We start from the raw sequence: 25,669 nt of genomic DNA on the forward strand, positions 1-25,669 counted from the left end.
TGTGAATATTTTATTTCTTAAGATAATACGAGTAATAACGATTGACGTCAATCTCAGTATCGAGTGCTTTTCCGTCCAACAAATGTGCTGTGAATAGTTTTGAACATTCTGGTATTAGTGAAACACCCTTGGAACCAAAACCATTAAAGATATAAATATGTTCATTATCTGGATGTTTTCCAATGAATGGGCGTCGATCTTTTGTCGCAGGACGCACGCCTGCTCTGCTTGCAATGACCTTGTATTTTTCGTTCAACAATCCTTCTAATTTATCTATTAATTCATTTTGTCCGTCCTCGGTTGGCTTCATATGATCAAAGTCTCTTTGATAAGTAGAGCCTACACGCACCACCTGGTCTTGAAATGGCAAAATAAAAATGCCACGATTGTAAATCGTCGTAGGCCGCTTTCCCATTTCTATATCCACGATCTCACCTTTAACCGGACTGAATGGCAGCCAATGGAACCATTCGGATTGTTCGGCGGCAAGTCCGTTGCAGAATATTATTTCTTTGAATTTCCTGTCATCAAAAGAAAAGTGATCGCTATGCGTGTGCAAATCCTTTTCATAAAACATTATTTCCTGGTAACTACCCTTATCGATCAAATGCTTTTTATTAGCCTCTAAGAGCTTGACAATATTAACGTAACCTGACTGATTCAAATGTAGTCCACCGTGTGGGTCCTTGAGCCGGTGAGCCTGATGCGGTGTGGTAGTGGCCTCAACAATAAATGGGCTAAACCTAGGTTCTGTTTTTTTAGATTCCCAGTCATTTTGATCCTCTAGTGCAAAATAAGGACGGTAGATTCCGATAGGATGAAAAAAACTCTCGGCTAATGTCTTTTCCAATGAGGGGTAATAATTAAGAAGTTCAAGGAAGAATTTATCAGCATTCCATGTTTTGAACATTTTGCGGCCTGTTATAGGATTGAAAAGTCCCGCCGCTACTTTTGAGGAGATATTATTTTGCGGCTGATCCAGCACCAGCACCTGCTTGCCCCGGCTTATCAATCTTTGAGATAGTATAGCCCCAGCTAACCCATGGCCGATGATTAAGTAGTCATACATGCTTGTGCTTATATTTGCGATTGAGCAATAATCCAACAAAATTGCAGACTTACAGCTAGAATCTATGATCCAAATTCAGAATTTTGTATTTAATCCCTTCATGGAAAACACTTATGTGCTCCATGATGAGACCAAAGAAGCCATAATTATTGATCCTGGGTGTTATGAAGCGGCAGAAAGAGAAGAATTGACCTCATTTATTGAAGCCAATGATCTCAAGGTGGTTCGGTTAATAAACACACATTGTCATATAGATCATGTCTTTGGAAATGCCTTTGTCAAGAAGAAATATGGTGTGAAACTTACCATTCACCAGGAAGATGAGGCCACACTAAAATCAGTGGAAGTGTATGCGCCAGCTTATGGGTTTCAAAATTTTGAAACTTCAGAGGCGGATGATTTTTTCGAAGAAGGTGATCAAGTGAACTTTGGTAATTCGACGTTAGAAGTATTGTTTACCCCTGGTCACGCGCCAGGACATGTTGTCCTTGTGAATCAGCAACAAAATATCTGCATTGGCGGTGATGTGTTATTTGAGGGAAGCATAGGCCGAACAGATTTACCAGGAGGGGATTTTGATACCCTGATTCGGAGTATTCACGAAAAACTTTTTACACTCGATGAGAAGACCACTGTATATCCCGGACATGGAGGGACCACCACAGTAGGTAAGGAGAAAGTATCTAACCCTTTTTGTGCACTTTCAAAATGAACATTCGAAATATCATTCCCAATGCTTTAACAAGCCTCAATTTGGCTTTTGGTTGCCTGGCCGTCATTGAGATCTTTGAAGGTAGACTCGAATATGTTATTGTTTATACTATTCTTTCGGGAGTTGCAGACTTTTTTGATGGATTTGCTGCCAGGATACTCAATTCTACATCTAACATTGGCAAAGACCTCGATTCGCTTGCCGACATGGTGTCCTTTGGCATTGTGCCTGCCTTAGTCATGTACAAAATGATACAAATTGCTGCTCCTGGAACTTATTGGCCGTATTTTTCTGTTTTGGTGGCAATCATGTCAGGATTGCGGCTGGCGAAGTTCAACAATGACGAAAGACAATCAGATCAATTTTTTGGTTTGCCTACACCGGCCAATGCTTTTTTGATTATTTCATTGGCGTACCTGGTCGCAGATGGAGTATGGGTAGCTTTATTGAGTGACTTATGGGTATTAATCATGATTACCACCATCACTTCGCTGTTGTTGGTAATCGACATACCAATGATGGCATTCAAATTCAAGCAATATGGGTGGAAAGGAAACGAATTGAAATATATTTTTTTGATTATCAGTTTGGGACTGATAGTATTATTCCAACTGATTTCGCTACCTATGATTATTGCCCTATATATCGTACTCTCAGTGGCTGTACATATCGGGTCAAAAATTGCACATTAGGTGAATATTCAGAAGAAAAACCCGTTAATAGATCAGGTTTTAATCAATTGAAAACTTACATACATATCGTTTGGATTATATCCCTACTTGTAGCCTCCGCGCTAGAGGTGCGCTCACAGGCTTCTAATTCTATACTTTCGTCTGGAAAATGGTACAAGCTGGCAGTACTGGAGAGTGGTGTTTACAAAATTGATCATGCCATGCTGTCTGAGATGGGCATCAACATAGACAATATAGATCCAAGAAAAATAGCAGTCTACGGTAACTCATTTAACGGTATGTTGCCACAATCCAATCTAGAAGACCGACCAGACGATTTAAGCGAAAACGCCATATTAATCTCGGGTCAGTCGGATGGTTCCTTTGATAGAAATGACTACTTACTGTTTTATGGAAAATCTTCAGACCACCTTAGCTTTGATATGGCGGATAATCAGTTCCATTTCGAAAGAAACGTTTATAGCGACACTGCCTACTACTTTCTGACCATTAAAAAAATGAGTGGGAAAAGAATAGCAACTACTAAAATTCCTACTGGCAATTTGCCATTGACTCGCACCTATTCATCATTTGAATCCCATGAATTGGAAGAAAATTCAATAATTGGTTCCGGGAGGTTTTGGTATGGGGAAAGGTTTTCTAGTACGAATAGAAATAATCAAGTATCCTTTTCAGGACAAGGAATCAAGGACGATACAGAAATTGTCATTTATACTAGTGTACTATCTGGATCTACAGCTTCTTCCTCTTTTGACTTGGATATTGATGGTTTTGAACTTGGTACTATTCAAATGGTACCAATCTCAGATGGCACTTACGTTACTAAGGCCAACACCCAAATTGACACTATCAGAATAAATTCTACAGACTTAAATAATTCAGCTGAGCTGGAGATCAATTACAGATTTAATAACTCTGGAACTGGAAGCGGGTATTTAGATTATGTACATGTGCAATCAGAGAAAAATCTAAACCTTGGTAATGGGTCTTTATTCTGGAGCAGAAGATCGGGAGAGCAAGCTTATAGCGTTTCGGGTGAGAACGAAACTACTTTGGTATGGGATATCTCGAAGCCGCTAGACATTGTAGAACTGCAAGCTGATTTAGTTGGAAACAATCTGGCTTTTGCAGCACCCGAAGATGCAGAACGATTTCTGGTATTTAATCAAGGACAAGAACAAGTCCCATATTATGTAGGTCAGGTGGACGGGCAAAATTTGCACGGACTCTCACCTGCCGACGGTATCATCATTACTTACTCTGATTTTCTGACTTCGGCGGAGTCCCTGGCAGCCTTTAGGTCCAAGCACGACGGATTACAAGTCGAGGTCGTTACTGTAGACCAGATATATAATGAATTTTCCAGTGGTGCTCAGGACGTGACTGCCATTCGAGATTTCATCAAATTTCAATATGACAAATATGGCCAACTAAAATATGTGCTATTGTTTGGTGATTGTTCATTTGATTTTAAAGATAGAAGTATTGCCTCGACCAATTTTGTGCCAGTATATGAATCCAGAAACTCCCTTCACAAACTGTGGAGTTATTCTTCTGATGACTACTTTGGATTTCTAGAATCTGAAGAAGGTGATTGGTTCGAATCTCAAGGAGGAGATCATACCATGGAAATAGGAGTAGGACGAATTCCTATTCAAACCAATCAGGAAGGTGAGGATGTGGTGAACAAAATCATTCGATATCAGACTAACAAGCTTGCATTTGGTAAGTGGCGCAATAAAATAACCTTTGTAGCTGACGACGGAGACAACAATATCCATCAGCAGGATGCCAACAAAATGGCTACCTATGTGGATACCACAAGAAGTGAGCTCAATGTAAACAAGCTTTTTTTGGATGCCTTTGAGCAGAATCAAAACGAATCAACAAAAGCGTCGGAAGCCTTTATTGATGCCTTCTCTCAAGGCAATCTCATTGTCAATTTCACAGGTCATGGGAATGAAGGACAATTAACGCACGAAGATATTTTCAATGAGTTTATGATTCCCAAACTCAATAATAATATCATCATGCCTCTGTTTATTACTGCCACATGTCAGTTTGGAAATTATGATGATCCTAACCGAATTTCTGGAGGAGAGCAAGTGGTACTACTGCCCTATGGCGGTGCGGTAGCCCTTATCACTGCTACCAGGCCGGTATTTTCCAATACCAACTACAAGCTCAATGAGGCCTTCTATTTCTCAGCCATGCAAAAATCAGAAGGGCTCTACAAGCGGCTAGGAGATATGATGCGCGAAACTAAGAACAATAGCCTCGTAGGTATAGGCAACAGGAATTATGCCCTACTAGGAGATCCAATGATGAGAATCTCTTTTCCAGAGCAGACTGTAAAGCTTACAGCCATCAATGGAAAGTCGTTGGATCAGCTGGATACATTAAAAGCTTTCGGCACGTATGCGATTAGTGGTGAAATACAATCCAATGAGGAGGTATTGTCAAATTTTGATGGAAGTGTGGCAATGACGGTTTTCGACAAACCTTCGGCCTTTAGAACGCTGGGCGACGAAAGTTCTTCCGAAGTGTATCAGCAACGAGATGTACTTTTGTTTCAAGGACAAGCAACTGTAAGTAAGGGCACGTTTAACATTGATTTTATTGTGCCCAAGAACATCAATTATTCGTTTGGGGAAGGAAAAATTAATTTTTATGCAGTCAACGATACGACAGGTTCGGATGCTCATGGTTCCTATTCAGAAGTTATTGTGGGGGGCTCAGAGAAGATCAATTCAAATGACACCTCTCCTCCAGAAATAGATATTTTTTTGAATGATACTACCTTTCAATCTGGCCAGATTGTAGGCCCTTCGCCATTGTTGCTGGTGAAGTTAGAAGACGAGAGTGGAATCAATATCTCCAATGCTGGTTTTGGTAATGAGCTCACATTGATTATCGATGATGAAGAGGCCATTTCTTTAAATGAATACTATTCAGCTTCAATGGATACATATCAAGAGGGTTGGGTCTCATACCCATTGGACGATATAGGAGTAGGTAGACATTCGATGACTATTGAAGCATCTGACATATTCAATAATGTAAGCAGGCAAAGCGCCGACTTTATAGTAACGCAAGAAAACGGCATAAAACTGACTGAGATAGAGAACTATCCCAATCCCATTTTACCGAATATGAGCCAAACCACGATAGCATTTACGCATGATAGATTGGGCGAAGATTTGAGAGTACTCCTGACCATTACAGACATGCAAGGCCATGAAATATTAACCAATACTTATCGTTTTGATAATGTTTCTGAGGAAAGGCTGGAAATAAATTGGAACTTGGATAACTCAGGCGCAGGCAGAGTGAGAAAAGGGATATATATTTATAGACTCAAAGTACAAAGTAGAGTTGATGAGTCTTCGGGAGAGGCTTTCAGGCGTATAGTCGTTCTGAATTAACTATCTTTGCTTTTTAATTTTTTGAATCTATGACAACAACAACAACAATACGAGGAGTAATACTTACATTTCTCCTCTCAGTACCAAGCCTGGTTGTGCTTAGCCAAACTCAAACTTCAGGACAGGAAGGGGCTAGAGTAATCACAACTGCTGTTCCGTTCATCAGTTTCGCACCAGATTCCAGAGCTACAGGAATGGGGGACGTGGGTGTAGCGACATCACCTGATGCCAATAGCGTTCACTGGAACAACGGAAAACTCGCATTTATCGATCACGACTATGGCGCTTCATTGTCCTACTCCCCATGGTTAGGAAAGATTGTGGATGACATGTTTCTAACCTACCTATCCGGATACTACAAAATTGACAGAATTCAGACCATTGGTGTTTCCATGCGTTACTTTGATTTAGGTCAGATACACCTCACAGATGTCGCAGGGGGCTCGCTCGGTGTAGAAAACCCAAGAGAGGTGGCTTTCGACGGCACCTATTCTAGAAAACTGACTGAGAAAATTGGTATTGGTGTAACGGCAAGATATATCTGGTCCAACCTGATTGGTAGCTCTACAAGTGCTGCCAAAGCAGCCAAGAGTGTTTCTGTGGATTTAGGGTTTTATTACACCAATCCTATTGTGATTGGGGGCAAAGACTCGGAGCTCTCATTAGGAGCCTCCATTACCAATATAGGCCAGAAGGCTACTTATGGTAACGAAAGTGAGGCAGATTTTATTCCTATAAATCTGCGTATAGGGACCGCAGTCAAAGTAGGATTAGACGCATTTAATACCTTGACTTTTGCCTTTGATTTAAACAAGCTTATGGTTCCCACCCCTCCGATCTATGAATACGAAGATGACGGAGTTACGCCCGTTCTTGACAATAATCAAGAGCAGGTGATCCTAAAAGGTAAAGACCCAAATAGGAATCTACTGGGAGGTATGTTTGGTTCGTTCACCGATGCTCCTGATGGATTTTCAGAGGAGCTTCAGGAAATTATGATTGCCACTGGAGTAGAGTATTGGTACAAAGAACTATTTGCGGCCAGAGTTGGATATTTTCATGAAAACAAAAGCAAGGGCGCAAGACAATACATGACCATGGGCCTTGGGTTTAGATATCAAAAATTTGGAATTGATTTCTCCTACCTAATCCCAGGAGACAACAATCATCCCTTGGCAGAGACCATTCGCTTTTCTTTGCTATTCAATTTTGACAAGGCCGAGGTACAGGACACTACAGTCAATTAATTAATGCTTGATAGAACTTCAGCGCCAGCGGCAGGTAAAATTGCATTCGATGGCCTGCCAGATGCAACCCAAAAGACTCTTCCAAGTGGAACCCCCCTATTTTGGCTAAGAGCTGGTGATCAACCGGTAGTAAAGATTGAGATAGTATTTCAATCTGGTATTTGGCACGAACCCAAAAAAGCCGTTTCCTGGTTAGCCGCCAAGATGCTTGCAGAAGGCACAAGAAGTAAGTCATCCAGAGACCTCATGGAGGCTTTTGATGCATTGGGTGCTTTTTTGGAAATTAGCCCAGGGTTTGATGATGTGAATATTTCGGTTTACGGACTCAAGAAAAATTTTGATCAGGTCATTGGGCTTTTGAATGAAATGATCAACGAGTCTAATTTTCCTGATCATGAATTTGAGTTGATGAAATCGAATCGCAAGGATCAGATTACACTCAATGATAACAAGAGCAACCTCTATGCATCCAAAAAATTAAGGGAGGCTATCTACGGGCCAAAGTATCCGTATGGGCAAGGATTAAGCCCAGATGATATAGATGCAGTCGAGCTTAGTGAGGTGAAAGAATACTATGAAAAGCACCTTTTTAACAAACCAAAAATATATCTCTGTGGGGAATTCGATGATTCTGTAATCGAGACTCTTACTACCCTGCTTTCAATTCCTTTGGCAACAGCTTCTACCAAGGATACAATAGCGCTGCTGTCGCCCGTTCATGATATAGTGGTCGAACGGCCAGACAGCTTGCAATCTTCTATTAGAGTGGGGTGGCTAGTACCTAATAGACTGGACAAAGATTATTTCCACTACCAGATAGCAAATAGTTTACTCGGCGGATACTTTGGTTCACGGTTGATGAAAAATATCCGTGAGGAAAAAGGATATACCTATGGCATACATGCCTATCCAGTTCATCTTAGGCATAGTTCGTTTGGTATGATTGCGACTGATGTGGTGGCAGCACATACACAGGATACTTTGAATGAAATTCAGTTTGAAATCAATAAATTGATCGAAGAACCGATTGCTGCAGAAGAGATCAATGTATTGACAAATTATCTAGCCGGTTCTTTCCTAAGCTCAATCAATACACCCTTTGAGCTGATGAGCAAATTCAAAAAAGTTCAGGAAATAGGACTAGATAGTACGTACTATCAACAATATTTTGAATGCCTACGCACTATCAACGAAGAGGAAATCAAAAGAGTGATGGAGAAATACTTCAACATGGAGAAAGCATGTTCAGCCGTGGTCGGGCTCAATCAATAAGCTATTCCAGCTCATCTTTTATAGACTCTTGGCAGATGTATCTCCCTTTAGAAATTTCCACTACCTTCATGTACTTCAGAGGAATACTATATTTCCCCAAGGAATCAATCAGGCCATAGAGATTACGCCTTTTGACGATAAAATGATCGTCAAATGTTGGTTTAATTTCTGAATAAGAAGGTTGGAGAAGGAGCTCGCCAAATTGATTGAATAGACCAAATTTATTCTCCTTTCTCGCCAGTAAAAAATCATGCGTAGTAGTATATATGGAATCAAACTCAATCTTTATTTTTTCGTTTCCGTCAAAATCAATAGCTCCATATTTGTTGTCACGTTTGACAATCGAAATTCCATTTTTGAAAGGGGAGACTTCAGAAAAAGTAGGCTGAACCACTAGTCTTTCCTTCTTATCAATAAACCCCCATTTGTTATTAAGCTTGACAGCCGCATGATCAGCATTGAATGGTTGAGTAGCTTCATAACGATTGGCAATGAGCAGTTTTTGACCAAAATCTACAAATCCAAACTGCCCGTTTCTTTTTATACTAATTAATCCTTCTCCGACATGGCAGATGTCTTCTGTCTCTTCAGAAAGAGGAATAATCCAGAAACCTTTAAAATTTGCGAACCCCGTCTTAGTACCTTGTCTTACAATAACATATCGCCGATTGTGTGCATCCGAGATGCTATCATATTCAGGATATAATATTACCTCTCCCAAGTGAGAGATTAATCCTTTATGACCTTCCTCAGTTGACTCCAGGTAGCCAAAAAAATGTGGACTTAGATTATTGAAAGTTTGAAATAAAATTTCGCCCCGATAATTGATTAGATCAGTTTGTCCCCGCTTAGTTACCAATGCGGTATTAGCTTTTGCAATGGTGACTTGGTCGTACTCAGACGCTCCAATAAATTCGCCAAATTGATTTATGATTCTACGTGAGCCCAAATAATCTACCTCCGCCATATTACCAGTGAATCTACCGGCTTCATCGAATTTTGCGGGGATGGCGATCTTACCCGAATGATCCACATATCCCCAGTACCCGTTTTTTAACACAGGGATAAGATTATTACTGCCAATGAGTAGACTATCAAAGCCGTTCTCAGAAATGTTAGAGCCGAACTTGTTGTAAATTTTCCATTGATTTCCAGATTTTCCATATAGGTAATGATCATCATGACTGAGGGCGTCAAATCCGTCAGGCTCTACAGGTTCGCCAGAATATTTCACAATGTGAAATTTCTCTTTTTTGGTGAAAATCGAATTTTTGCGAAAAGAAGTTAGATTCTTCATTGAACTACCGCGATAGATAATTCCGAAATTGTTGTTGAGGATTTCATAAAAATCATTGCGAACTATCACAAGGGTAGAGGGAGATAACTGAAACAGTGTATCACAATAGAATTCCTTTATTTTTTTATGTGAAGCATTGAATATTTTATAGTTGCTAAACTTTACAACCTCCTCCACAGACTCTATTTTTTTGTACAACGGCCTGTGGATAATATTTCCTGATGTGTCGATTGCCCCAACCATTCCTGATTGAAAAATAAGTGAATAGGTCTGTGCTGCTGGGGCTATACTATCCAAATTCGATTCCATTGTAATGTGCCCCGCCTTGCTGATGATACCTTTTCGTTTATCTTCTGTAGTAAATACAAACAGGTCATCTTTGAAATAAGTAATGCTGGTAAACTTTGTCTCCAAAAGAGGTTTGCCCTGCAGATTGAGCAAACCATAGTAGGATATGCCTTTTCTTCTTTCGGATACGATATATGATTCATGAACAGGCTTTAATGAATGATATCGAAAGTCAATTAGTACTTCTCCTTTGGAATTGATTATTCCAAAAAATAGCTCGTTGGAGAACCGGCCTTTGATTGATGCAACGATAAGGTGCTTGTGATATGCTTCCAAAGAATAATATCTAGGGCCAGTGATTATCTTGTTTTTAACAGAAATCAATCCCCAGCCCTGTCGATAGTATCCAATCACATCATCCACCGGCAGATTTACACCTGTGCTCCAGCCCAATCGATCATATGTAGCAGGAATCATCGCAATACCATCCCCGTTTTTCAGACCTGACTTTCCGTTTTCTTTATAATAATGAAAAGGAGTTTGGCTAAAAACCATTGCTGGTTTCAGCAGGAAGAGCGGAATAAGAAATAAGACTAGAAAAATGAAGGAGGGTGAAGTTTCTTTCACTCTTAAGGCTTAATTTTTTCCGACTGATTTTCTAGGTTGAATAGGTCGTTTAATACCTCTATCAAAGAATCAGCCTCCCCTCTTTGGCAGGCAGCTCTCAATTGAAGTACAGGAAGCTTAATGATTTTTTGCATCATATTTTTCGTCACTTTGTCGACTAGTTCAGTTTCATTTTCACTAGCTTTTTTCAAATGACGAGCAATTTCAGTTTGCCGGATTTCTTCCAGAGCATTCTTCAGCTTATTGATGACTGGAGATACTTCCATCTCCTTTGACCACTGCCCAAATTCCACAATAGCCTCAGAAATAATTGCTTTTACATCAGGAATCGAAGCCATCCTCTTTTCAAGGGCCTGACTGGCTTTCGTTTGGATACCATCTATATTATAGAGTAATAGTCCATTGACCTCCTCAATGTCTTCTGCTATACTTCGCGGGATAGAAAGATCGAAGAGATACTTGTGACTCAATACGGGAGATTCATTAAATGTATCCTTGGTAACCAGCGGTGAATCCACCCTTACAGAAGAGATAATTACATCTGCTTCCAGAATGGCGTTATTTCTTTCTTCGAATGGAATGACTCCGTAGCCAAGCTCTTCAGCCAACACTTTGGCCTTATCTATACTTCGATTACAAATGACTACCTTCTTATCGGTAATATGCTCCAAATTACGAGCTACATCCTCTCCGATTTCGCCCAACCCCAATACAAGAATATTAGGTTGCTCATGTGCGGTAGTAAGCTCATCCACCAGCTCCACAGTAGCATAGGACACGGAAGCTGCTCCATCTCTAAACGCGGTCTCTTGCACCACTCGTTTGTTGGTAAAGAATATGGTGTGAAGTAAACGATGTAGAAATGGACCAACAATGTTTTGGTCTGCCGCCCATTGGTAGGACGTTTTTATCTGGTTGATAATTTGCAAATCACCTACCACCTGGGCTTCCAGCCCCAGTGAGACATTGAATAGGTGGCGTACCGCCGCGTCATGCTCATCGATGTTGGTGAAATATTTTTTGTATTTAGAAATGTGATCTATTCCTTTGACCATACCAATCAATTTGAGGATCGTCTCATATTGGTCATCAGCAGAAGAGTAATATACTTCAGTGCGATTACAGGTAGATATAATGAGTGCCTCAGATATATCTGCGTACTCTTCTATCATGCCTAGCAAACGCTTGCTTAGCGTTTCATCAAAAGCAACCATCTCCCTGATCTCAACGGGAGAGTTCTTATATGATAAACTTATGGCTTTGAATAGATTATGCATCTCTTAACTTTTGCAAAAAGGCAAAATTAAACTAAAAACGAAAAGATAGTATGACATGTATCATGCCAGGGCTTATTTAGAATAGATATAAATAAATACCTATTGAATAAAATTATTCTATACGTTCATGCCTATTTCTAACTATTTTGACCCTAGTTTTGCACGGCAAATAAAAACACTTATTTGCACATGCATTTCGACAGTTCTAAATTGGTTTTTGAGGCACTCACATACGACGATGTGCTTCTCCTCCCGGGTTATTCAGAAGTATTACCAAGAGACACGAGTACTTGTACGTACCTCACAAAAAACATCAAATTAAACATTCCTTTAGTTTCAGCAGCCATGGATACCGTCACGGAATCTGACTTGGCCATTGCGATGGCTCTTGAAGGGGGCATAGGTTTCATTCATAAGAATATGACTATTGAACAGCAAGCCGCTCAAGTCAGAAAAGTTAAACGGTCACAAAGCGGAATGATTTTGGATCCAGTCACTCTGCTTGGCGATGCCACGGTGGGTGACGCGCTTGCGGCTATGAAAGAGTTCAAGATTGGAGGCATTCCAGTCATCGACAAGGACAAAAAGCTGGTGGGTATCATCACCAATCGCGATTTGAGATTTCAAAAGAACAAAAAACTCCTGATCAACGATATAATGACCAAGGAGAGTTTGATAACTGCCAAAGATGGGATTGGACTGGAAGGAGCAGAAGGAATCCTACAAGAGTATAAGATAGAAAAACTTCCAATTGTTAACGACGATGGGGTCCTAACTGGACTAATTACCTACAAGGACATTCTCAAAAATAAGGACAAACCTAATGCCTGCAAGGACCAGTTTGGTCGTCTACGGGTGGGGGCTGCAGTAGGTGTAACTGCTGATATTGAATCACGAATTCAGAAGTTGATCGAGGCAGGAGTGGATGTGGTGTCCATTGATACTGCCCATGGCCATTCTAAGGGAGTCATAGATACTTGCAAGACCATAAAGAAAGCGTACCCTGACTTGGATGTGATAGTAGGCAATATTGCTACTGCTGAAGCGGCTGTAGCTTTGGCAGACGCCGGTGCTGATGGCATCAAAGTAGGAGTAGGACCAGGTAGTATTTGTACCACCAGGATCATAGCTGGAGTAGGCATGCCTCAATTATCAGCTGTGTATGAAGCGGCAAAAGCACTTGAAGGCCGCAACGTCCCGATTATCGCTGATGGAGGCATCCGATTTTCAGGGGATTTTGTCAAGGCAGTGGCTGCCGGAGCTAATTGTATCATGATCGGCTCCCTCTTAGGAGGTACAGAAGAGGCGCCAGGTGAAGTGATTATTTACGAAGGCAGAAAATTCAAAACCTATCGCGGTATGGGATCAGTAGAAGCCATGGAGGATGGTTCTAAAGATCGTTACTTTCAGGATGCCGAAGATGACGTCAAGAAATTGGTACCTGAGGGTATCGTTGGTAGGGTCCCCTACAAGGGTCATGTGTCTGAAGTTTTATATCAATTGACAGGCGGTTTGAAAGCTGGTATGGGATATTGTGGAGCGGCGACAGTAGAAGATCTCAAAAAGGCAAAGTTTGTAAAAGTAACTGGTGCAGGAATGGCAGAATCTCATCCTCATGATATTCAAATTACTAGAGAAGCGCCGAATTATAGCAGATAAGAAAAAGCCGGTATAAGTGCTTCAGATGGATCATTTTCAACCTGATAAATGTACAAGATTAGCCTAGGCGATTTGCGTAACTTAAATTTTGGTAACGGTACCTATTGCTGTCCTATGGACTGTAGGCTAGTTTTACAAGTATGATTTAAATGTATGAATGAGCTTGCAGGCAGTTTTGTCCCTTTGATCAAACGAATTGCCTATAAACCATTGCTTGCAGGTTTTTCTCACAAAAACATACATTTAATAATCTTTGTCTCGATTAGCCATCAGATAGTCATAGTAGAGATAAATATTATTTTTTAATCCCATTTCTGAATTAGGAAATGGGATTTTTTTATTCTTGCTCTTCGCTATTATCCACGACCAAGCGTGACATATTATTCTTATTCTGCCCATTCGGCAACTTTTGCTAAATTGCCACGATTAATAAGTCGATTAAATGCTCTCACAAAAAGGTATCATTAGGCTAAGCGTAATCCTTGGGATTATCTTCTGGTCACTATTTACGATAGTGGACCTGATGGCTCTATTTAGTGAGCTCAACAACATCGCATTTGGTATTCCGGCATTTGTTTCCAATCTACTACTTACTCTATTTATCATCTCACTGATTCTCTTTTATAGATTTAATATAGGACAAGCAGAAAGTGTCAATTTCGTGGACCTTCTTTGGCGAGTATTTGTTTCTGGACTTATCGCTACCATTGTCACGTTGAGTATTGAGTTCTTCTTTACTGTTTTCGCGAGTAGTAAAGTCGGTAGCAACACATTGGTGATTAACTTCCTGTACCATATCAATATAGGATTGGTCATTGCCTTTCTCGTGTCTACTTTTATCGTCTGGAAACGTCTGATTCTTTATCAGAAATCAAAATCGCTATTGGCCGCCTGGCAACTCTATGAATATGCCCTGTTTGGTACACTTATTTTCGACTTGTTTTCACATGATTATCAGGACCCTGCATTTCTTGCAGTCTATTCTATTCTTGTGATTATTGGGCTGGCATTGTCTTTTAATCTCAAGTGGATTGCCTATCTCAATTTCAAACAAAAATGGAGAAGTATACTCTTTGTACTATTGGTGATCATTTACATCTGGTACTTCTTCAAAACCCTGATGTTCTTTTCTGAAAGAGTACTTCTTGTGAGAGACCTTCTTGATAGTGTATTTATTCTTTCTTTAATTACCTTCATTGTCATCTATTGTGCCATTGCTCTACTGGTAATATTGTTTAATCTTCCCACCACTTCCGTTTTTGAAAAGAAGCTCGAGGAGGCTGTCAATTTTCAACGACTGAGCCAATCTATTCCAGCCGGTGAAAGCGAAGAAAAAGTGTATGAAATACTGCTGGACAGCTCCGTCAGTGCCGTTTATTCTGAAGCCGCATGGCTTCAAATATCTGATCCCAATAAAAATGTGGAGGTTACACTCACTCACAATTTGAATGAAGAGGTGATACCAAAGATTGCCAAGGCGGTCAACAACAGTAGGTTTAAGAAAATTCTAAATTCTGATTTTGAAAGGAATCCAAAGTCACTTAAAATTTCTGCGAATCTCAAAGACGTAAACTTCCGTTCTATTTTGCAGTTTCCAGTCACCGTGAAAGGAGAAAAAATAGGTGTTTTAGCCTTGCTCAAAGAGGTAAACGATGGATTCAACAAAGAGATGATTGACATCATCGACACCTTCGTCAATCAAGCTAGTATTTCTGTTGAAAACTTTCGCTTGCTCAATGAGGCCATTACAAATGAGCGATACAAGGAAGAACTAAAAATTGCTAACAGAGTGCAGAATAAACTCTTGCCAGACAAGCTCGAACCCTGTGCGGCTTATGACATTCATGCATTTACACAAGCCGCTGATGAGGTGGGCGGTGACTACTATGATGTCTATCAGCTTGACGAAGAGCGAACCGCCCTGATCATTGGAGATGTATCTGGCAAAGGGACCTCAGCTGCCTTTCATATGGCACAGATGAAGGGCGTCTTTCAGAGTTTGGTACAGTTGGACTTGGATCCAAAAGAGTTTTTGGTACATGCCAACAACGCCCTTAGTAGATGTCTGGAAAGCACCTCATTTATCACAGTTTCATTTTTTGTAATAGACAGCAAAACCAGAAAAGTAAACTTCGCTCGAGCAGGCCACTGCCCATCGCTCTACTATAATGCTGAAACTGGAAAAACCGAGTACTTCAAAAATAGAGGCCTCGGTCTTGGCATATTGAGAAACTTCAATTTCCATAAATACGTACAAGTCAACGAGTTTGAATACCATGCCCAAGATGTGCTGGTATTATACACCGACGGAATTACCGAAGCCTGCGACAATAAAAAAGAACAATTTGGTTTCGAGAGATTGCAAAATGCGCTGACCAAGCATGCTCACCAATCACCAAGTGCTATCCAACAAGGCATAATCGAAGAACTATATGAGTTTTGCGGAAAAGAATCATTGAATGATGACTACACCCTGTTAATTGTGAAATTTAATTAGAATGATAAAAATAGATAATCATATAAACGACGAACCAGAATATTATCAGCTCTCAGTTGGTGGAGAGATCGATGCGTCTTCCTCAATCCATTTGGAAGAAGGGTTGAAAAATGCAATGCAAGCCAGTAAGAAGATTATCGTTGATTTGGCTGAACTGGAGTATATTTCTTCAGCAGGATTGGGCGTCTTCATGTCTATCATCCAGGAGCTGGACAATCAGAACATCAAATTTATTATATATGGTATGGCACCCAAGGTGTATGAAGTATTCGAAATACTCGGATTGAATCAGTTGATTAGCATTAAAAAAGATAAAGAAGAGGCCCTGGAGGCTATAAAATAAGATGCATCAGTTTAAAACCAATTGTAAACGAGAGAGGCTCAAGGAAATTCGTCATTTTGTGGCGGAGGTTCTGGGAGATATTGGTTTTTCTGAAATCGACGCTCATAAAGTGATTTTGGCAGTAGATGAAGTATGCGCCAACCTCATCATTCACTCCAATAAATGCAATCCTTCTGAGTGCCTGGAGCTTTTTATTGAAGATCATGGGAAGGACGGCGTTCTGTTCGAAATAATAGACTATGGGATAGGGTTTAATTATAATAACTATAAGGAACCCAATCTGGAAGAAATCATTCGCAAGAGAAAGAAAGGTGGCCTTGGCATTATGCTCGTTAAAAATATAATGGACACAGTAGAGTTCAAGAATGAAGAAAATAAGAATATTTGCAGAATGATTAAAAAATTTACCAGAACCAAATGACCCTACCTACCAGATTTTCTATCCTTTCCGTATTTATTTTACTTCCACTTTTTACTACTGCCCAACCAGACAATGGAGACGAAGTATTATTCTATTTGGGTGATGAACCGTTTTCTCTCAAAGAATTTGACTATTACTTTCTCAAAAACTCTGATGATCACACTGCAGATAGTGCCAAAATCAAAATCAACGAATATTTTGACCTTTATCTAAACTTTAGATTGAAAGTAAAGGAGGCCGAAGCACAACGAATGGATCAAACCAAGGCATTCAAAGACGAATTCGAAGGCTATAAGAAGCAGTTGGCAGAGCCCTATCTAATGCAAACGAAAGTCAAAGAAGAAATGGTACAGGTAGCCTATGAGCGCAAGACTCAAGAGGTCTCAGCTTCTCATATTTTGGTGAAAACCAATGATCAAGGTAATCCTGAAGACACACTTAAAGCATATAACAAGGCACTCGCGATTAAAAGAAGAGTCCTTGACGGTGAGGAAAGTTTCGATGCCGTCGCAGCCAAAGAATCTGATGATCCAAGCGCCAAAAAGAATGGCGGAAATCTAGGCTATTTTTCTGCTTTGCAGATGGTGTATCCATTTGAAAACGCTGTCTATCAGAATGAGATTGGAGATATTGTAGGACCCATCAAGACCAGATTTGGATATCACGTCATCAAAATAAATGATAAAAGAAAGGCTAGGGGGCAAGTATTAGTTGCCCATATTATGATTCGGTCAAAGCCAGATAGTGTATCCATGGCCTCTACAAAAGAAAAAGCACAATCTGTATATCAAAATATTAAGAGTGGTGCAGATTGGAATGAGCAGTGTCAGTTATACTCAGACGATATGCGAACAAAGCCCTCAGGTGGAGAACTACAATGGTTTGGAGCAGGTAGTTTGGTGCCGGAGTTTGAAAATGCAGCTTTTGACTTAACGTCAAAAGGTGAAATATCACAACCAGTGCAAACCAGATTTGGGTGGCACATTATTAAACTGATCGATAAAAAAGGAGTAGCCTCCTTTGAGGAAATGCGTGCCGACCTCGAAAGTAAAATCTCAAGAGATACTCGAGCCAAGGACAAAAAGTCTACAGCTCTAAAAAAACTGATGTCCACTCAAGAATTCAAAAGAGACGAAGTGGTACGAAAAGATCTGATCAACGAATTTGATTCATCACTTCTTGAAGCCAAGTGGAAATACAGCCAATCGCATCCCAACCTGGCTAAAGCGATTTTTACCACCAATGGTAACAAATACACGCTAGAGCAGTTTTTCAAATATGTGATTGAAAACCAAAAAAAACGAAAGCTTACAGCACTTCACACCTATGTATATCAGCTATACAACCAATTTGAACAAAAGAGCATTTTTGATGAAGAACTGACCCTGATAGAAGCTAATAACTATGATTATCAAATGGTATTAGAAGAATACAGAAGCGGCATTCTTCTTTTTAATTTGATGGAAGAAGAAGTTTGGAACAAGGCTATGGTTGACAGCGTGGGTCTTGGAGAATTCTACGAAAAAAATAAGAAAAAGAACTATCGTTTGGCAGAGCATGCAGTGGTCAGAAGATTTGTATCCAAAGACTCACTAGTCTTGCAAAAAGTCGCGTCACAACTCGACAAACCAAATTCCGAATTGGATAGTCTATTCAATAAAGAAGAACCATTAACTTTGCAGACTTTTGAAGAAAAAATAGAGCGTGGAAAACAACCTTGGCTAGAGTCGCGATGGTTCGTAGGATCATCAATCCAAAAAGGGAAAAGCTACCATACGCTATGGGTCGTTCAGGAGATTCGACCAGATGGATATAAGCCATTAAAAGGAATAAAAGGAATGGTCATCTCTGACTATCAAAAGGAGCTAGAAAAGGATTGGCTAAAAAGACTGAGTAGAAAATTTCCTGTGAAAGTGAATAAACAGGTGCTAAAAGCATATATAGAGAGATTTGAAAACTAACATATACATAACCGGAATAATCGCAATACTGACATTAGTTGGCTGTGAGAAACTCTATTATGTGGATAGCGAGGAGGAAGTAGATACCCGTGTGACCATAGCCAGGGTCAATGATATCTACCTCTACGATGAAGATATTAGCAGCCTGGTGCCTAAAGGGAATCAATCTGCAGATAGCGGAATGATTGTCTCCAAGTATGTGGACTCATGGGTAAAAAAGCAGCTCACTATAGCCAGAGCCTCCACGGAGCTGGATTTTGATGAAGCAAAAATTGAAAGAAAAATTCTGGATTATAGATATGCACTAATGGTGCATGAATTCGAAATGCATTATATCAATCAGCATTTGGACAAGGAGATTTCGGACGAGGAAATAGAAAAATATTATAACGAGAAATTTGAAAACTTTGTCCTCCGCCAAAATATTTTACGATGCCTCTTTGCAAAAGTCCCGGTAGAAGCTCCGCAAATTGACAATTTTCGTAAACTTATCAGGACCTACCCAGGATCCAATCTGGAAGAAATACAGTCCTACTGCTATCGTTTTGCCGCCCAGTCGTCACTTGAGACTGAGCTATGGATCAATTTTGATGAAGTGATAGGAAATACGCCATTAATTAATGTCCAGGACAAAGCAGTATTTCTAAAAAACAACAGTTTTGTAGAAACTTCAGATGAGAAATACTATTATTTCATTCGAGTACTGGATTATAAAATTTCAGATCAGATTGCTCCTCTCACCTATATCAAGGACGACATAGAAAGTATATTGATCAATAAGAAAAAAGTAGAGTTAAGAAAGGAACTAGAAGAAGAGGTTTATAAAGTAGCCAAAGAAAATAATGAATTTGAAATATATTAAGCAGGGAATATTATTGGCCCTATGTATAGGTGCTATGAGCAATGCACAATCGCAATCTACTGATGGTAAAGGCGTGGTGGTGGATAAAATCATTGCCAAGGTGGACGACTATATCGTCTTAAAATCGGAACTTGATCGAGCATACCTGGATTTTTTGTCCAGAGGAGAACTCTCGCAGGGAAATGCTAAGTGTCAGATCCTCGAGTCTTTGGTGATCAACAAAATGATGGTTGCAAAAGCCGAGATTGATTCTATCTATGTACTAGATATAGAGGTAGAAAGCAATCTGGACAGAAGGATGTCATATATTATTCAGCAGATTGGGTCAGAAGAAAGACTTGAAGAGATCTATAACAAATCCGTTGAAGAATTTAAAGAAGAGCTTTTCGATCAAATCAAAGAGCAAATGATTGTCCAAAAGATGCAAGGCACTATTGGTGAAGATGTCTCTGTAACGCCAGGCGAAGTAAAAAAATTCTTTGGCAAAATACCAGCAGACAGCTTACCATACTTTTCTACCGAAGTAACTATTGGACAAATTGTGAAAATCCCAGACGTCAACAAAGATCGCAAGGAAGAAATCAGACAGCGAATGAATGAGCTGAAGAAAAGAATTGAAAACGGAGAGGATTTTGGCCAACTGGCTAAGAAATATTCTCAAGATCCTGGCTCGGCCGCCACGGGAGGAGAGCTTGGCTTTTTTAAAAGAGGTGAGCTAGCACCTGAATATGAAGCCGCTGCTCTGAGTATGAAGCCAGGACAGATTTCAAAACCCGTAGAGACACAATTCGGTTTTCACATCATCCAACTTATCGAAAGAAGAGGCAATACGTACAACTCAAGACATATCCTCAACATCCCTAAATCCACAGCAAGTGATGTCGAAGAGGCAAAGCAGTTTCTCGATAGTTTGAGAACCCTGTCCATGACCGATAGTGTGCGATTCGAAGTGCTGGCCAAAGAGTATTCCGACGATCAGCGTACCAGTGGCAATGGTGGATTCTTTAGTGATGCAACCGGAGCAATGAGAGTATCAGTAGAAGAAATCGACCCTACGCTTTTCTTTACAATAGACACCATGACCGTTGGCAGCATCACAAGGCCTTTGGAATTTCGAATGGCCGATGGTACAGATGCAGTACGTATCATTCTTTACAAAGAGAAAGTAGCGCCGCACCAAGCCAACCTGCTAGAAGACTATCAAAAGATAAGAGCAGCGACCGTTGCAAATAAGCGTAACCAAATCATGTCAAAATGGTTTAAAGATGCGCAAGGAGAGGTTTATATTAACATCGATCCTGAATATGAAAACTGCCGAATATTGGTTAACTAACGTCTATGAGCAAATTTGCAACTGAAGTTGAAGCCGCTGATGCTCTTTATCAAGCGTATTCTGACTTAAAAAAAGAAATATCAAAGGTAATTGTAGGACAAGATGAAGTCGTGAAATTACTGATTACTTCTATATTTTGTCAGGGGCATGCACTACTGGTTGGTGTGCCTGGATTGGCAAAAACACTATTGATTCGAACCATTTCAGCAGCATTACATCTGGAATTCAATAGAATACAGTTTACCCCAGATCTGATGCCCTCCGATATCTTAGGCGCAGAGACACTTGATAAAGAAAGAAATTTCCAATTTATCAAGGGGCCAATATTTTCAAACATCATCTTGGCAGATGAGATCAATCGAACACCGCCTAAGACGCAAGCTGCCCTGCTAGAATCAATGCAAGAATATTCTGTGACTGTCGGTGGCAAGCATTGGAAACTTGATGAACCATTTTTTGTACTAGCTACTCAAAACCCTATTGAGCAGGAAGGCACGTATCCACTGCCAGAGGCCCAACTGGATCGTTTCATGTTTATGATTAATTTGGACTACCCCTCGTATGAATCCGAAATTGACATTGTAAAAAACGAATCAGCCGGTGCCATCAAAGAGGTAAAAGGAGTGTTGAATAGTGATCAAATCCTGGAATTTCAATCCTTGATCAACAAGGTACCTGTGGCCGATAATGTAATCGAGTACGCAGTAAGCCTTGTACACAAAACCAGACCTGATTCAGACCGGGCTGCCGACAGTGCAAAAACATATCTAGAGTGGGGTGCAGGACCTAGAGCTTCACAATTTTTGATCAAAGGAGCTAAATGCAATGCACTACTAAACGGCAAATACTCTCCCGATATCGAGGACGTGCAAGCCGTAGCCGAACCAATACTTAGACACAGAATTGTAAGAAATTTTAAGGCAGAAGCCGAAGGCGTGACCATCCATAAGATTATTTCAGACTTACTGTAAATAATTTTGCTCTTAGCGGAGCGTTACTTGACTTCCTCTGCTTCAATTTTTTTATATTTGCAAAAGGATACAATGAGCGATGAAAGATAAGTCAATCGAAATACTGGTAAATGAGAACTTCGTATATGCGAAAGTTTTGGACTATTTCGGAGTAGAATATTACAAATCTAAAAATAAGACACTCAAAGAAGTTTGTGAAAGTCACAATATCAATCCAGAGCAGTTATTGGATTGCATAGAAGGTGCCAAACCACAAAGCGGTGTTGATACAGCCGAGCTAAAAAAATATCCGGCGCGATTAATCATTGGCTATCTAAAACATACACACGAGCTGTTTATCAAAGATCGTTTACCATTCATTCTCAGACAAATCAATGCGCTGGATACACCATTGGATCAGGAGCTGATTTCAGATTTGAAAATGGTGCTGCCTATGTTTGTGGATGATTTTATCCATCACATTTACGAAGAGGAAGATCGTTTATTTACCTACATAAGCGATCTGGAGTATTTTCTAACTGGAAAAAACGCCTCATCCAAAATGCTGGCCAATATCAATTCATTTTCAATTCAAGAGTTTGCCCTACATCATGGCGACTCAGACGATGAAATGAGTGGTATCAGAGGAATTACAAATCAATATGATACTGAAAATATTGAAGACCTTCAGTTGAAGGTGATATTCAAAGAATTACAAGTTTTTGATCAAGAGCTAACCAAACACGCACAAATCGAAAACAAGGTGCTTTTTCCTAAAGCCCTGAACCTAGAAAAAGAAGCAAAAGAAAAGCTCAAGACGGTTTACAGTCTCAACTAAATGGGAAGAATTCTCGCGATTGATTTTGGCACCAAACGCACGGGCCTTGCCGTTACGGACCCGTTAAAAATCATCGCAACACCTCTCGAAACCGTACGTACCTTTCAAGCTATTGACTTCCTCAAAAACTATCATGAGAAAGAGGAAATAGATCAATTCGTGATAGGAATGCCCAAAGATTTAATGAATAAAGACACAGACAGTACAGCATCTGTTCGGTCTTTTATAAATTTGCTAAAGAAAAACTTTCCGAATCATTCCATCCATCAGGTCGACGAAAGATATACCAGTAAGCTCGCCATGGACGCTATGATTACGGGAGGAATGAAAAAAAAAGATCGACGGAAAAAAGAGAACGTGGATAAAATAAGTGCAGCGATCATTTTGCAATCGTTTTTAGAGTCAAGATTATGATTTACCCTATCGTAGTATACGGAGACCCGGTATTGAAAAGAGAAGCCGACGAAATAGAAGAAGGCAGCATTGATGTCATCCAACTCAGAGATGATATGTTTGAGACTATGTACGAAGCGAGCGGTATCGGGCTTGCAGCTCCTCAAATAGGCAAATCTATACGCATGTTTGTTGTAGATGGCAGCCCCTTGGAAGAAGAAGGCATGGAGGATTTTAAAAAGGTTTTTATCAATCCAGAAATTGTTTGGGAAGAAGGTGAGAAGTGGAATTTTGAAGAAGGCTGTTTGAGCATACCTGGGATACGAGAAGAGATCTCACGACACCGAAGAATAAGGGTGAACTACCTAGACGAAAATTTCAAAGAACACGAAGAAGAGTTCGATGGTATGAAGGCCAGGATATTCCAACATGAATATGACCATATAGATGGCATTCTGTTCACCGATTATCTATCACCCTTCAAGAAGAGAGTGCTCAAAGGCAAGCTGAATAATATCACCAAGGGAAAATGTGATGCCGACTACAAAATCAAAATTCCATCTCGGAAATAACAATGACATCCAAACTGCCCAACGCCCAGACTTCTATATTTGCTGTCATGTCAAAGATGGCCAACGAATCTAAGGCCATTAATCTGGCTCAGGGATTTCCAGATTTTGATGTTTCTCCCGTACTCATAGACCGGATACACTACTACATGCAGCAAGGCTACAACCAGTATGCACCTATGCCTGGTGTGCAGGAACTGAGAACTGCCATTGCAAAAAAAATTGAGAAAACTTATAGTGTCGGCATCGACGAAGATGACGTTACTATCACCGCAGGAGCCACCCAAGGCCTTTTTGCTGTGATCACGGCGATTGTTCATGCCGGAGATGAGGTCATCTACTTTGATCCTGCCTATGATAGCTACTTACCGGCGATTCAGCTATCAGGAGGTATCCCCGTCAACATCAATCTTGACAAGGACGATTTCTCAATTCCTTGGGAAGAGGTTGCCCGAAAGATCACCAGCAAGACCAAACTTATAATTATCAACACACCACATAACCCAAGTGGAGCAATATTGTCAGCAGAGGATATCGAAGAATTGGCTCGCTTGATCCGGGACAAAGAAATCTATGTGTTGAGCGACGAAGTTTATGAACACCTCATTTATGATGGAGAGGAGCATCACTCCGTACTAAAAAATGAGGAGTTGAAGAATAAAAGTATTGCAGTTTACTCATTTGGTAAAACATTTCACGCTACGGGATGGAAGATGGGTTATACGATAGCTCCGGATTTTCTCACTGCTGAGATCAGAAAAGTTCACCAGTTTATGGTATTTAGTGTGAGTACAGCGACTCAGTGGGCACTAGCAGATTATCTGCAAGACTCAAAGAATTATGAGTACCTATCAAAGTTCTTTCAAGCCAAAAGAGATTTGCTGTTGTCGCTAATGAAACCCTCTAGATTCATACCTGTAAAATGCCAAGGGACCTACTTTCAAACCTTTTCATATCGGGAAATAAGTGACCGGACCGATAGGGAAATGGCAGCTTGGATGACGAAAACTCATGGAGTAGCTGCTATCCCTTTGTCTCCATTTTATACAGATGGTTCTGATCATAAGCAGATTCGTTTATGTTTTGCTAAAAGCGAAGACACATTAAAGCAAGCCGCTCAGAAGTTATGTCAGATCTAACTATTGCCGTCATACAGTCAGACCTCCATTGGGAGAATATTGATGCCAACCTGGCGATGTTTGAGGAGAAAATCTGGTCGATTACTGAGCCTATAGATGTTATCGTCCTTCCGGAAATGTTTAACACCGGATTTTCCATGTCATCTAAAAGCATGGCTGAAGTACCAGGCCTAAAAACACACAAATGGCTTATTCAAATGGCTGCCCAGAAGCAGGCACTGATCGGAGGAAGCTATATGATCAAGGAAGGTCAGGATTACCACAATCGTTTTTTTGCCGCTTTTCCTGACGGTACATTTCAGGTCTACGACAAGCGGCACTTATTTACACTTGCTAAAGAAGACCAGCATTTTAAGGAAGGCTCTGAGCGCATTATTGTACAATACAAAGGTTGGAAAATTTGTCCTCTTGTCTGTTATGATTTGCGTTTTCCGGTCTGGTCAAAAAATAATTATGACCGTAGGACTAAAGAATATGACTATGATCTGTTGATCTATATTGCCAGCTGGCCAAAACCAAGAATTAATGCATGGGATACGCTACTGCAAGCTAGAGCTATCGAAAATCAATCCTATACGATTGGCTGCAATAGGGTAGGCCAGGATGGAAATGGCTACGAGTATGTTGGTCACAGCGGCATCTACAACTACCTGGGCGAAGGACTAGCATTTATTGACAATAAAGAAGACATCATTCTGCACAAACTAGAGAAAAGTCCACAGGACGAATTTAGATCTAAGTACTCATTTTTGGCAGATAGTGATAATTTTACCCTTGAAACCAACTAAATACATCAAC

At 40.3% G+C, this 25,669-nt stretch carries 21 protein-coding genes; 18 read left to right on the forward strand and 3 right to left on the reverse strand.

From position 1 onward, the window contains the following. Positions 1-10: 10 nt before the first annotated feature. The gene (locus ABJF11_RS09620) at positions 11-1,069 is read right to left on the reverse strand and encodes an FAD-dependent oxidoreductase (RefSeq protein WP_348119606.1); all 1,059 of its coding nucleotides are present in this window, start codon (positions 1,067-1,069) and stop codon (positions 11-13) included. A 100-nt stretch (positions 1,070-1,169) separates the two neighbouring features. Between ABJF11_RS09620 and ABJF11_RS09625 the strand changes: the two genes are divergently transcribed. From ABJF11_RS09625 to ABJF11_RS09645, 5 genes are read left to right on the forward strand one after another with little or no spacing between them, the layout of a single operon-like run. Then, entirely contained in the window at positions 1,170-1,781 is a 612-nt protein-coding gene (locus tag ABJF11_RS09625; protein ID WP_348119607.1) for an MBL fold metallo-hydrolase, read from the forward strand. After that, positions 1,778-2,473 carry a CDP-alcohol phosphatidyltransferase family protein gene (locus ABJF11_RS09630; protein WP_348119608.1) on the forward strand — a complete coding sequence of 232 codons (696 nt, stop codon included), beginning with the start codon at positions 1,778-1,780 and terminating at the stop codon, positions 2,471-2,473. The genes ABJF11_RS09625 and ABJF11_RS09630 overlap by 4 nt, the downstream gene beginning before the upstream one ends. 47 nt (positions 2,474-2,520) lie before the next feature. Then, complete coding sequence (porU, locus tag ABJF11_RS09635) at positions 2,521-5,898, forward strand: type IX secretion system sortase PorU (RefSeq protein ID WP_348119609.1); 3,378 nt, start codon at positions 2,521-2,523, stop codon at positions 5,896-5,898. A gap of 29 nt (positions 5,899-5,927) precedes the next feature. Continuing rightward, complete coding sequence (porV, locus tag ABJF11_RS09640; protein ID WP_348119610.1) at positions 5,928-7,145, forward strand: type IX secretion system outer membrane channel protein PorV; 1,218 nt, start codon at positions 5,928-5,930, stop codon at positions 7,143-7,145. A gap of 3 nt (positions 7,146-7,148) precedes the next feature. Then, positions 7,149-8,417, forward strand: a complete 1,269-nt coding sequence (locus ABJF11_RS09645) for a pitrilysin family protein (RefSeq protein WP_348119612.1) — start codon at positions 7,149-7,151, stop codon at positions 8,415-8,417. A 1-nt stretch (position 8,418) separates the two neighbouring features. On the opposite strand, the gene ABJF11_RS09650 is transcribed toward ABJF11_RS09645, so the two are convergent. Both ABJF11_RS09650 and hemA read right to left on the reverse strand, forming a co-directional pair. Further along, positions 8,419-10,629, reverse strand: a complete 2,211-nt coding sequence (locus ABJF11_RS09650; protein ID WP_348119613.1) for a WG repeat-containing protein — start codon at positions 10,627-10,629, stop codon at positions 8,419-8,421. A 2-nt stretch (positions 10,630-10,631) separates the two neighbouring features. Continuing rightward, positions 10,632-11,906, reverse strand: coding sequence for a glutamyl-tRNA reductase (hemA, locus tag ABJF11_RS09655; RefSeq protein WP_348119614.1), 1,275 nt, complete (start codon positions 11,904-11,906; stop codon positions 10,632-10,634). 189 nt (positions 11,907-12,095) lie between these two features. Here hemA and guaB point away from each other — a divergent pair, with 189 nt between their 5' ends. The 13 genes from guaB (at position 12,096) to ABJF11_RS09720 (ending at position 25,659) form a co-directional block, all read left to right on the forward strand. After that, positions 12,096-13,565, forward strand: coding sequence for an IMP dehydrogenase (gene guaB, locus ABJF11_RS09660; protein ID WP_348119615.1), 1,470 nt, complete (start codon positions 12,096-12,098; stop codon positions 13,563-13,565). Positions 13,566-14,007: 442 nt separating this feature from the next. Beyond that, on the forward strand, positions 14,008-16,062 hold the full coding sequence (locus tag ABJF11_RS09665; RefSeq protein ID WP_348119616.1) for a SpoIIE family protein phosphatase: 2,055 nt from the start codon (positions 14,008-14,010) through the stop codon (positions 16,060-16,062). Position 16,063: 1 nt separating this feature from the next. Beyond that, a complete protein-coding gene (locus ABJF11_RS09670) occupies positions 16,064-16,405 on the forward strand; it encodes an STAS domain-containing protein (protein ID WP_348119617.1) in 342 nt (113 codons plus the stop codon). A gap of 1 nt (position 16,406) precedes the next feature. Further along, complete coding sequence (locus tag ABJF11_RS09675; RefSeq protein ID WP_348119619.1) at positions 16,407-16,826, forward strand: ATP-binding protein; 420 nt, start codon at positions 16,407-16,409, stop codon at positions 16,824-16,826. Next, complete coding sequence (locus ABJF11_RS09680) at positions 16,823-18,787, forward strand: peptidylprolyl isomerase (protein WP_348119621.1); 1,965 nt, start codon at positions 16,823-16,825, stop codon at positions 18,785-18,787. The genes ABJF11_RS09675 and ABJF11_RS09680 overlap by 4 nt, the downstream gene beginning before the upstream one ends. Then, complete coding sequence (locus tag ABJF11_RS09685; RefSeq protein ID WP_348119622.1) at positions 18,777-19,649, forward strand: peptidyl-prolyl cis-trans isomerase; 873 nt, start codon at positions 18,777-18,779, stop codon at positions 19,647-19,649. Before ABJF11_RS09680 ends, ABJF11_RS09685 begins: the two co-directional genes overlap by 11 nt. After that, positions 19,636-20,982 carry a peptidylprolyl isomerase gene (locus tag ABJF11_RS09690; RefSeq protein WP_348119623.1) on the forward strand — a complete coding sequence of 449 codons (1,347 nt, stop codon included), beginning with the start codon at positions 19,636-19,638 and terminating at the stop codon, positions 20,980-20,982. The genes ABJF11_RS09685 and ABJF11_RS09690 overlap by 14 nt, the downstream gene beginning before the upstream one ends. Before the next feature lie 5 nt (positions 20,983-20,987). Beyond that, entirely contained in the window at positions 20,988-21,953 is a 966-nt protein-coding gene (locus ABJF11_RS09695; protein ID WP_348119624.1) for a MoxR family ATPase, read from the forward strand. A 79-nt stretch (positions 21,954-22,032) separates the two neighbouring features. After that, the gene (locus tag ABJF11_RS09700; protein ID WP_348119626.1) at positions 22,033-22,770 is read left to right on the forward strand and encodes an iron-sulfur cluster repair di-iron protein; all 738 of its coding nucleotides are present in this window, start codon (positions 22,033-22,035) and stop codon (positions 22,768-22,770) included. Then, complete coding sequence (ruvX, locus tag ABJF11_RS09705; protein WP_348119628.1) at positions 22,771-23,184, forward strand: Holliday junction resolvase RuvX; 414 nt, start codon at positions 22,771-22,773, stop codon at positions 23,182-23,184. Beyond that, positions 23,181-23,735 (forward strand): peptide deformylase, encoded by a 555-nt coding sequence (gene def, locus ABJF11_RS09710; protein ID WP_348119629.1) that lies wholly within the window; start codon positions 23,181-23,183, stop codon positions 23,733-23,735. Before ruvX ends, def begins: the two co-directional genes overlap by 4 nt. 2 nt (positions 23,736-23,737) lie before the next feature. Continuing rightward, the gene (locus ABJF11_RS09715) at positions 23,738-24,871 is read left to right on the forward strand and encodes a methionine aminotransferase (RefSeq protein ID WP_348119630.1); all 1,134 of its coding nucleotides are present in this window, start codon (positions 23,738-23,740) and stop codon (positions 24,869-24,871) included. After that, positions 24,859-25,659, forward strand: coding sequence for an amidohydrolase (locus ABJF11_RS09720; protein ID WP_348119631.1), 801 nt, complete (start codon positions 24,859-24,861; stop codon positions 25,657-25,659). The genes ABJF11_RS09715 and ABJF11_RS09720 overlap by 13 nt, the downstream gene beginning before the upstream one ends. The last annotated feature ends 10 nt before the right edge of the window (positions 25,660-25,669 follow it).

Source organism: Reichenbachiella sp., from assembly GCF_039941815.1.
In the GTDB taxonomy this organism is placed as follows: Bacteria; Bacteroidota; Bacteroidia; order Cytophagales; family Cyclobacteriaceae; genus Reichenbachiella.

Excerpts from the sequence above, each read along its gene's own strand:
- ABJF11_RS09675 (WP_348119619.1), top strand. The coding sequence starts at position 16,407 with ATGCATCAGTTTAAAACCAATTGTAAACGAGAGAGGCTCAAGGAAATT.
- ABJF11_RS09695 (WP_348119624.1), top strand. The coding sequence starts at position 20,988 with ATGAGCAAATTTGCAACTGAAGTTGAAGCCGCTGATGCTCTTTATCAA.
- ABJF11_RS09625 (WP_348119607.1), top strand. The coding sequence starts at position 1,170 with ATGGAAAACACTTATGTGCTCCATGATGAGACCAAAGAAGCCATAATT.
- ABJF11_RS09630 (WP_348119608.1), top strand. The coding sequence starts at position 1,778 with ATGAACATTCGAAATATCATTCCCAATGCTTTAACAAGCCTCAATTTG.
- ABJF11_RS09645 (WP_348119612.1), top strand. The coding sequence starts at position 7,149 with ATGCTTGATAGAACTTCAGCGCCAGCGGCAGGTAAAATTGCATTCGAT.
- ruvX (WP_348119628.1), top strand. The coding sequence starts at position 22,771 with ATGGGAAGAATTCTCGCGATTGATTTTGGCACCAAACGCACGGGCCTT.
- ABJF11_RS09720 (WP_348119631.1), top strand. The coding sequence starts at position 24,859 with ATGTCAGATCTAACTATTGCCGTCATACAGTCAGACCTCCATTGGGAG.
- ABJF11_RS09665 (WP_348119616.1), top strand. The coding sequence starts at position 14,008 with ATGCTCTCACAAAAAGGTATCATTAGGCTAAGCGTAATCCTTGGGATT.
- def (WP_348119629.1), top strand. The coding sequence starts at position 23,181 with ATGATTTACCCTATCGTAGTATACGGAGACCCGGTATTGAAAAGAGAA.
- hemA (WP_348119614.1), bottom strand. The coding sequence starts at position 11,906 with ATGCATAATCTATTCAAAGCCATAAGTTTATCATATAAGAACTCTCCC.
- ABJF11_RS09715 (WP_348119630.1), top strand. The coding sequence starts at position 23,738 with ATGACATCCAAACTGCCCAACGCCCAGACTTCTATATTTGCTGTCATG.
- guaB (WP_348119615.1), top strand. The coding sequence starts at position 12,096 with ATGCATTTCGACAGTTCTAAATTGGTTTTTGAGGCACTCACATACGAC.
- porV (WP_348119610.1), top strand. The coding sequence starts at position 5,928 with ATGACAACAACAACAACAATACGAGGAGTAATACTTACATTTCTCCTC.
- ABJF11_RS09670 (WP_348119617.1), top strand. The coding sequence starts at position 16,064 with ATGATAAAAATAGATAATCATATAAACGACGAACCAGAATATTATCAG.
- ABJF11_RS09700 (WP_348119626.1), top strand. The coding sequence starts at position 22,033 with ATGAAAGATAAGTCAATCGAAATACTGGTAAATGAGAACTTCGTATAT.
- ABJF11_RS09620 (WP_348119606.1), bottom strand. The coding sequence starts at position 1,069 with ATGTATGACTACTTAATCATCGGCCATGGGTTAGCTGGGGCTATACTA.
- ABJF11_RS09680 (WP_348119621.1), top strand. The coding sequence starts at position 16,823 with ATGACCCTACCTACCAGATTTTCTATCCTTTCCGTATTTATTTTACTT.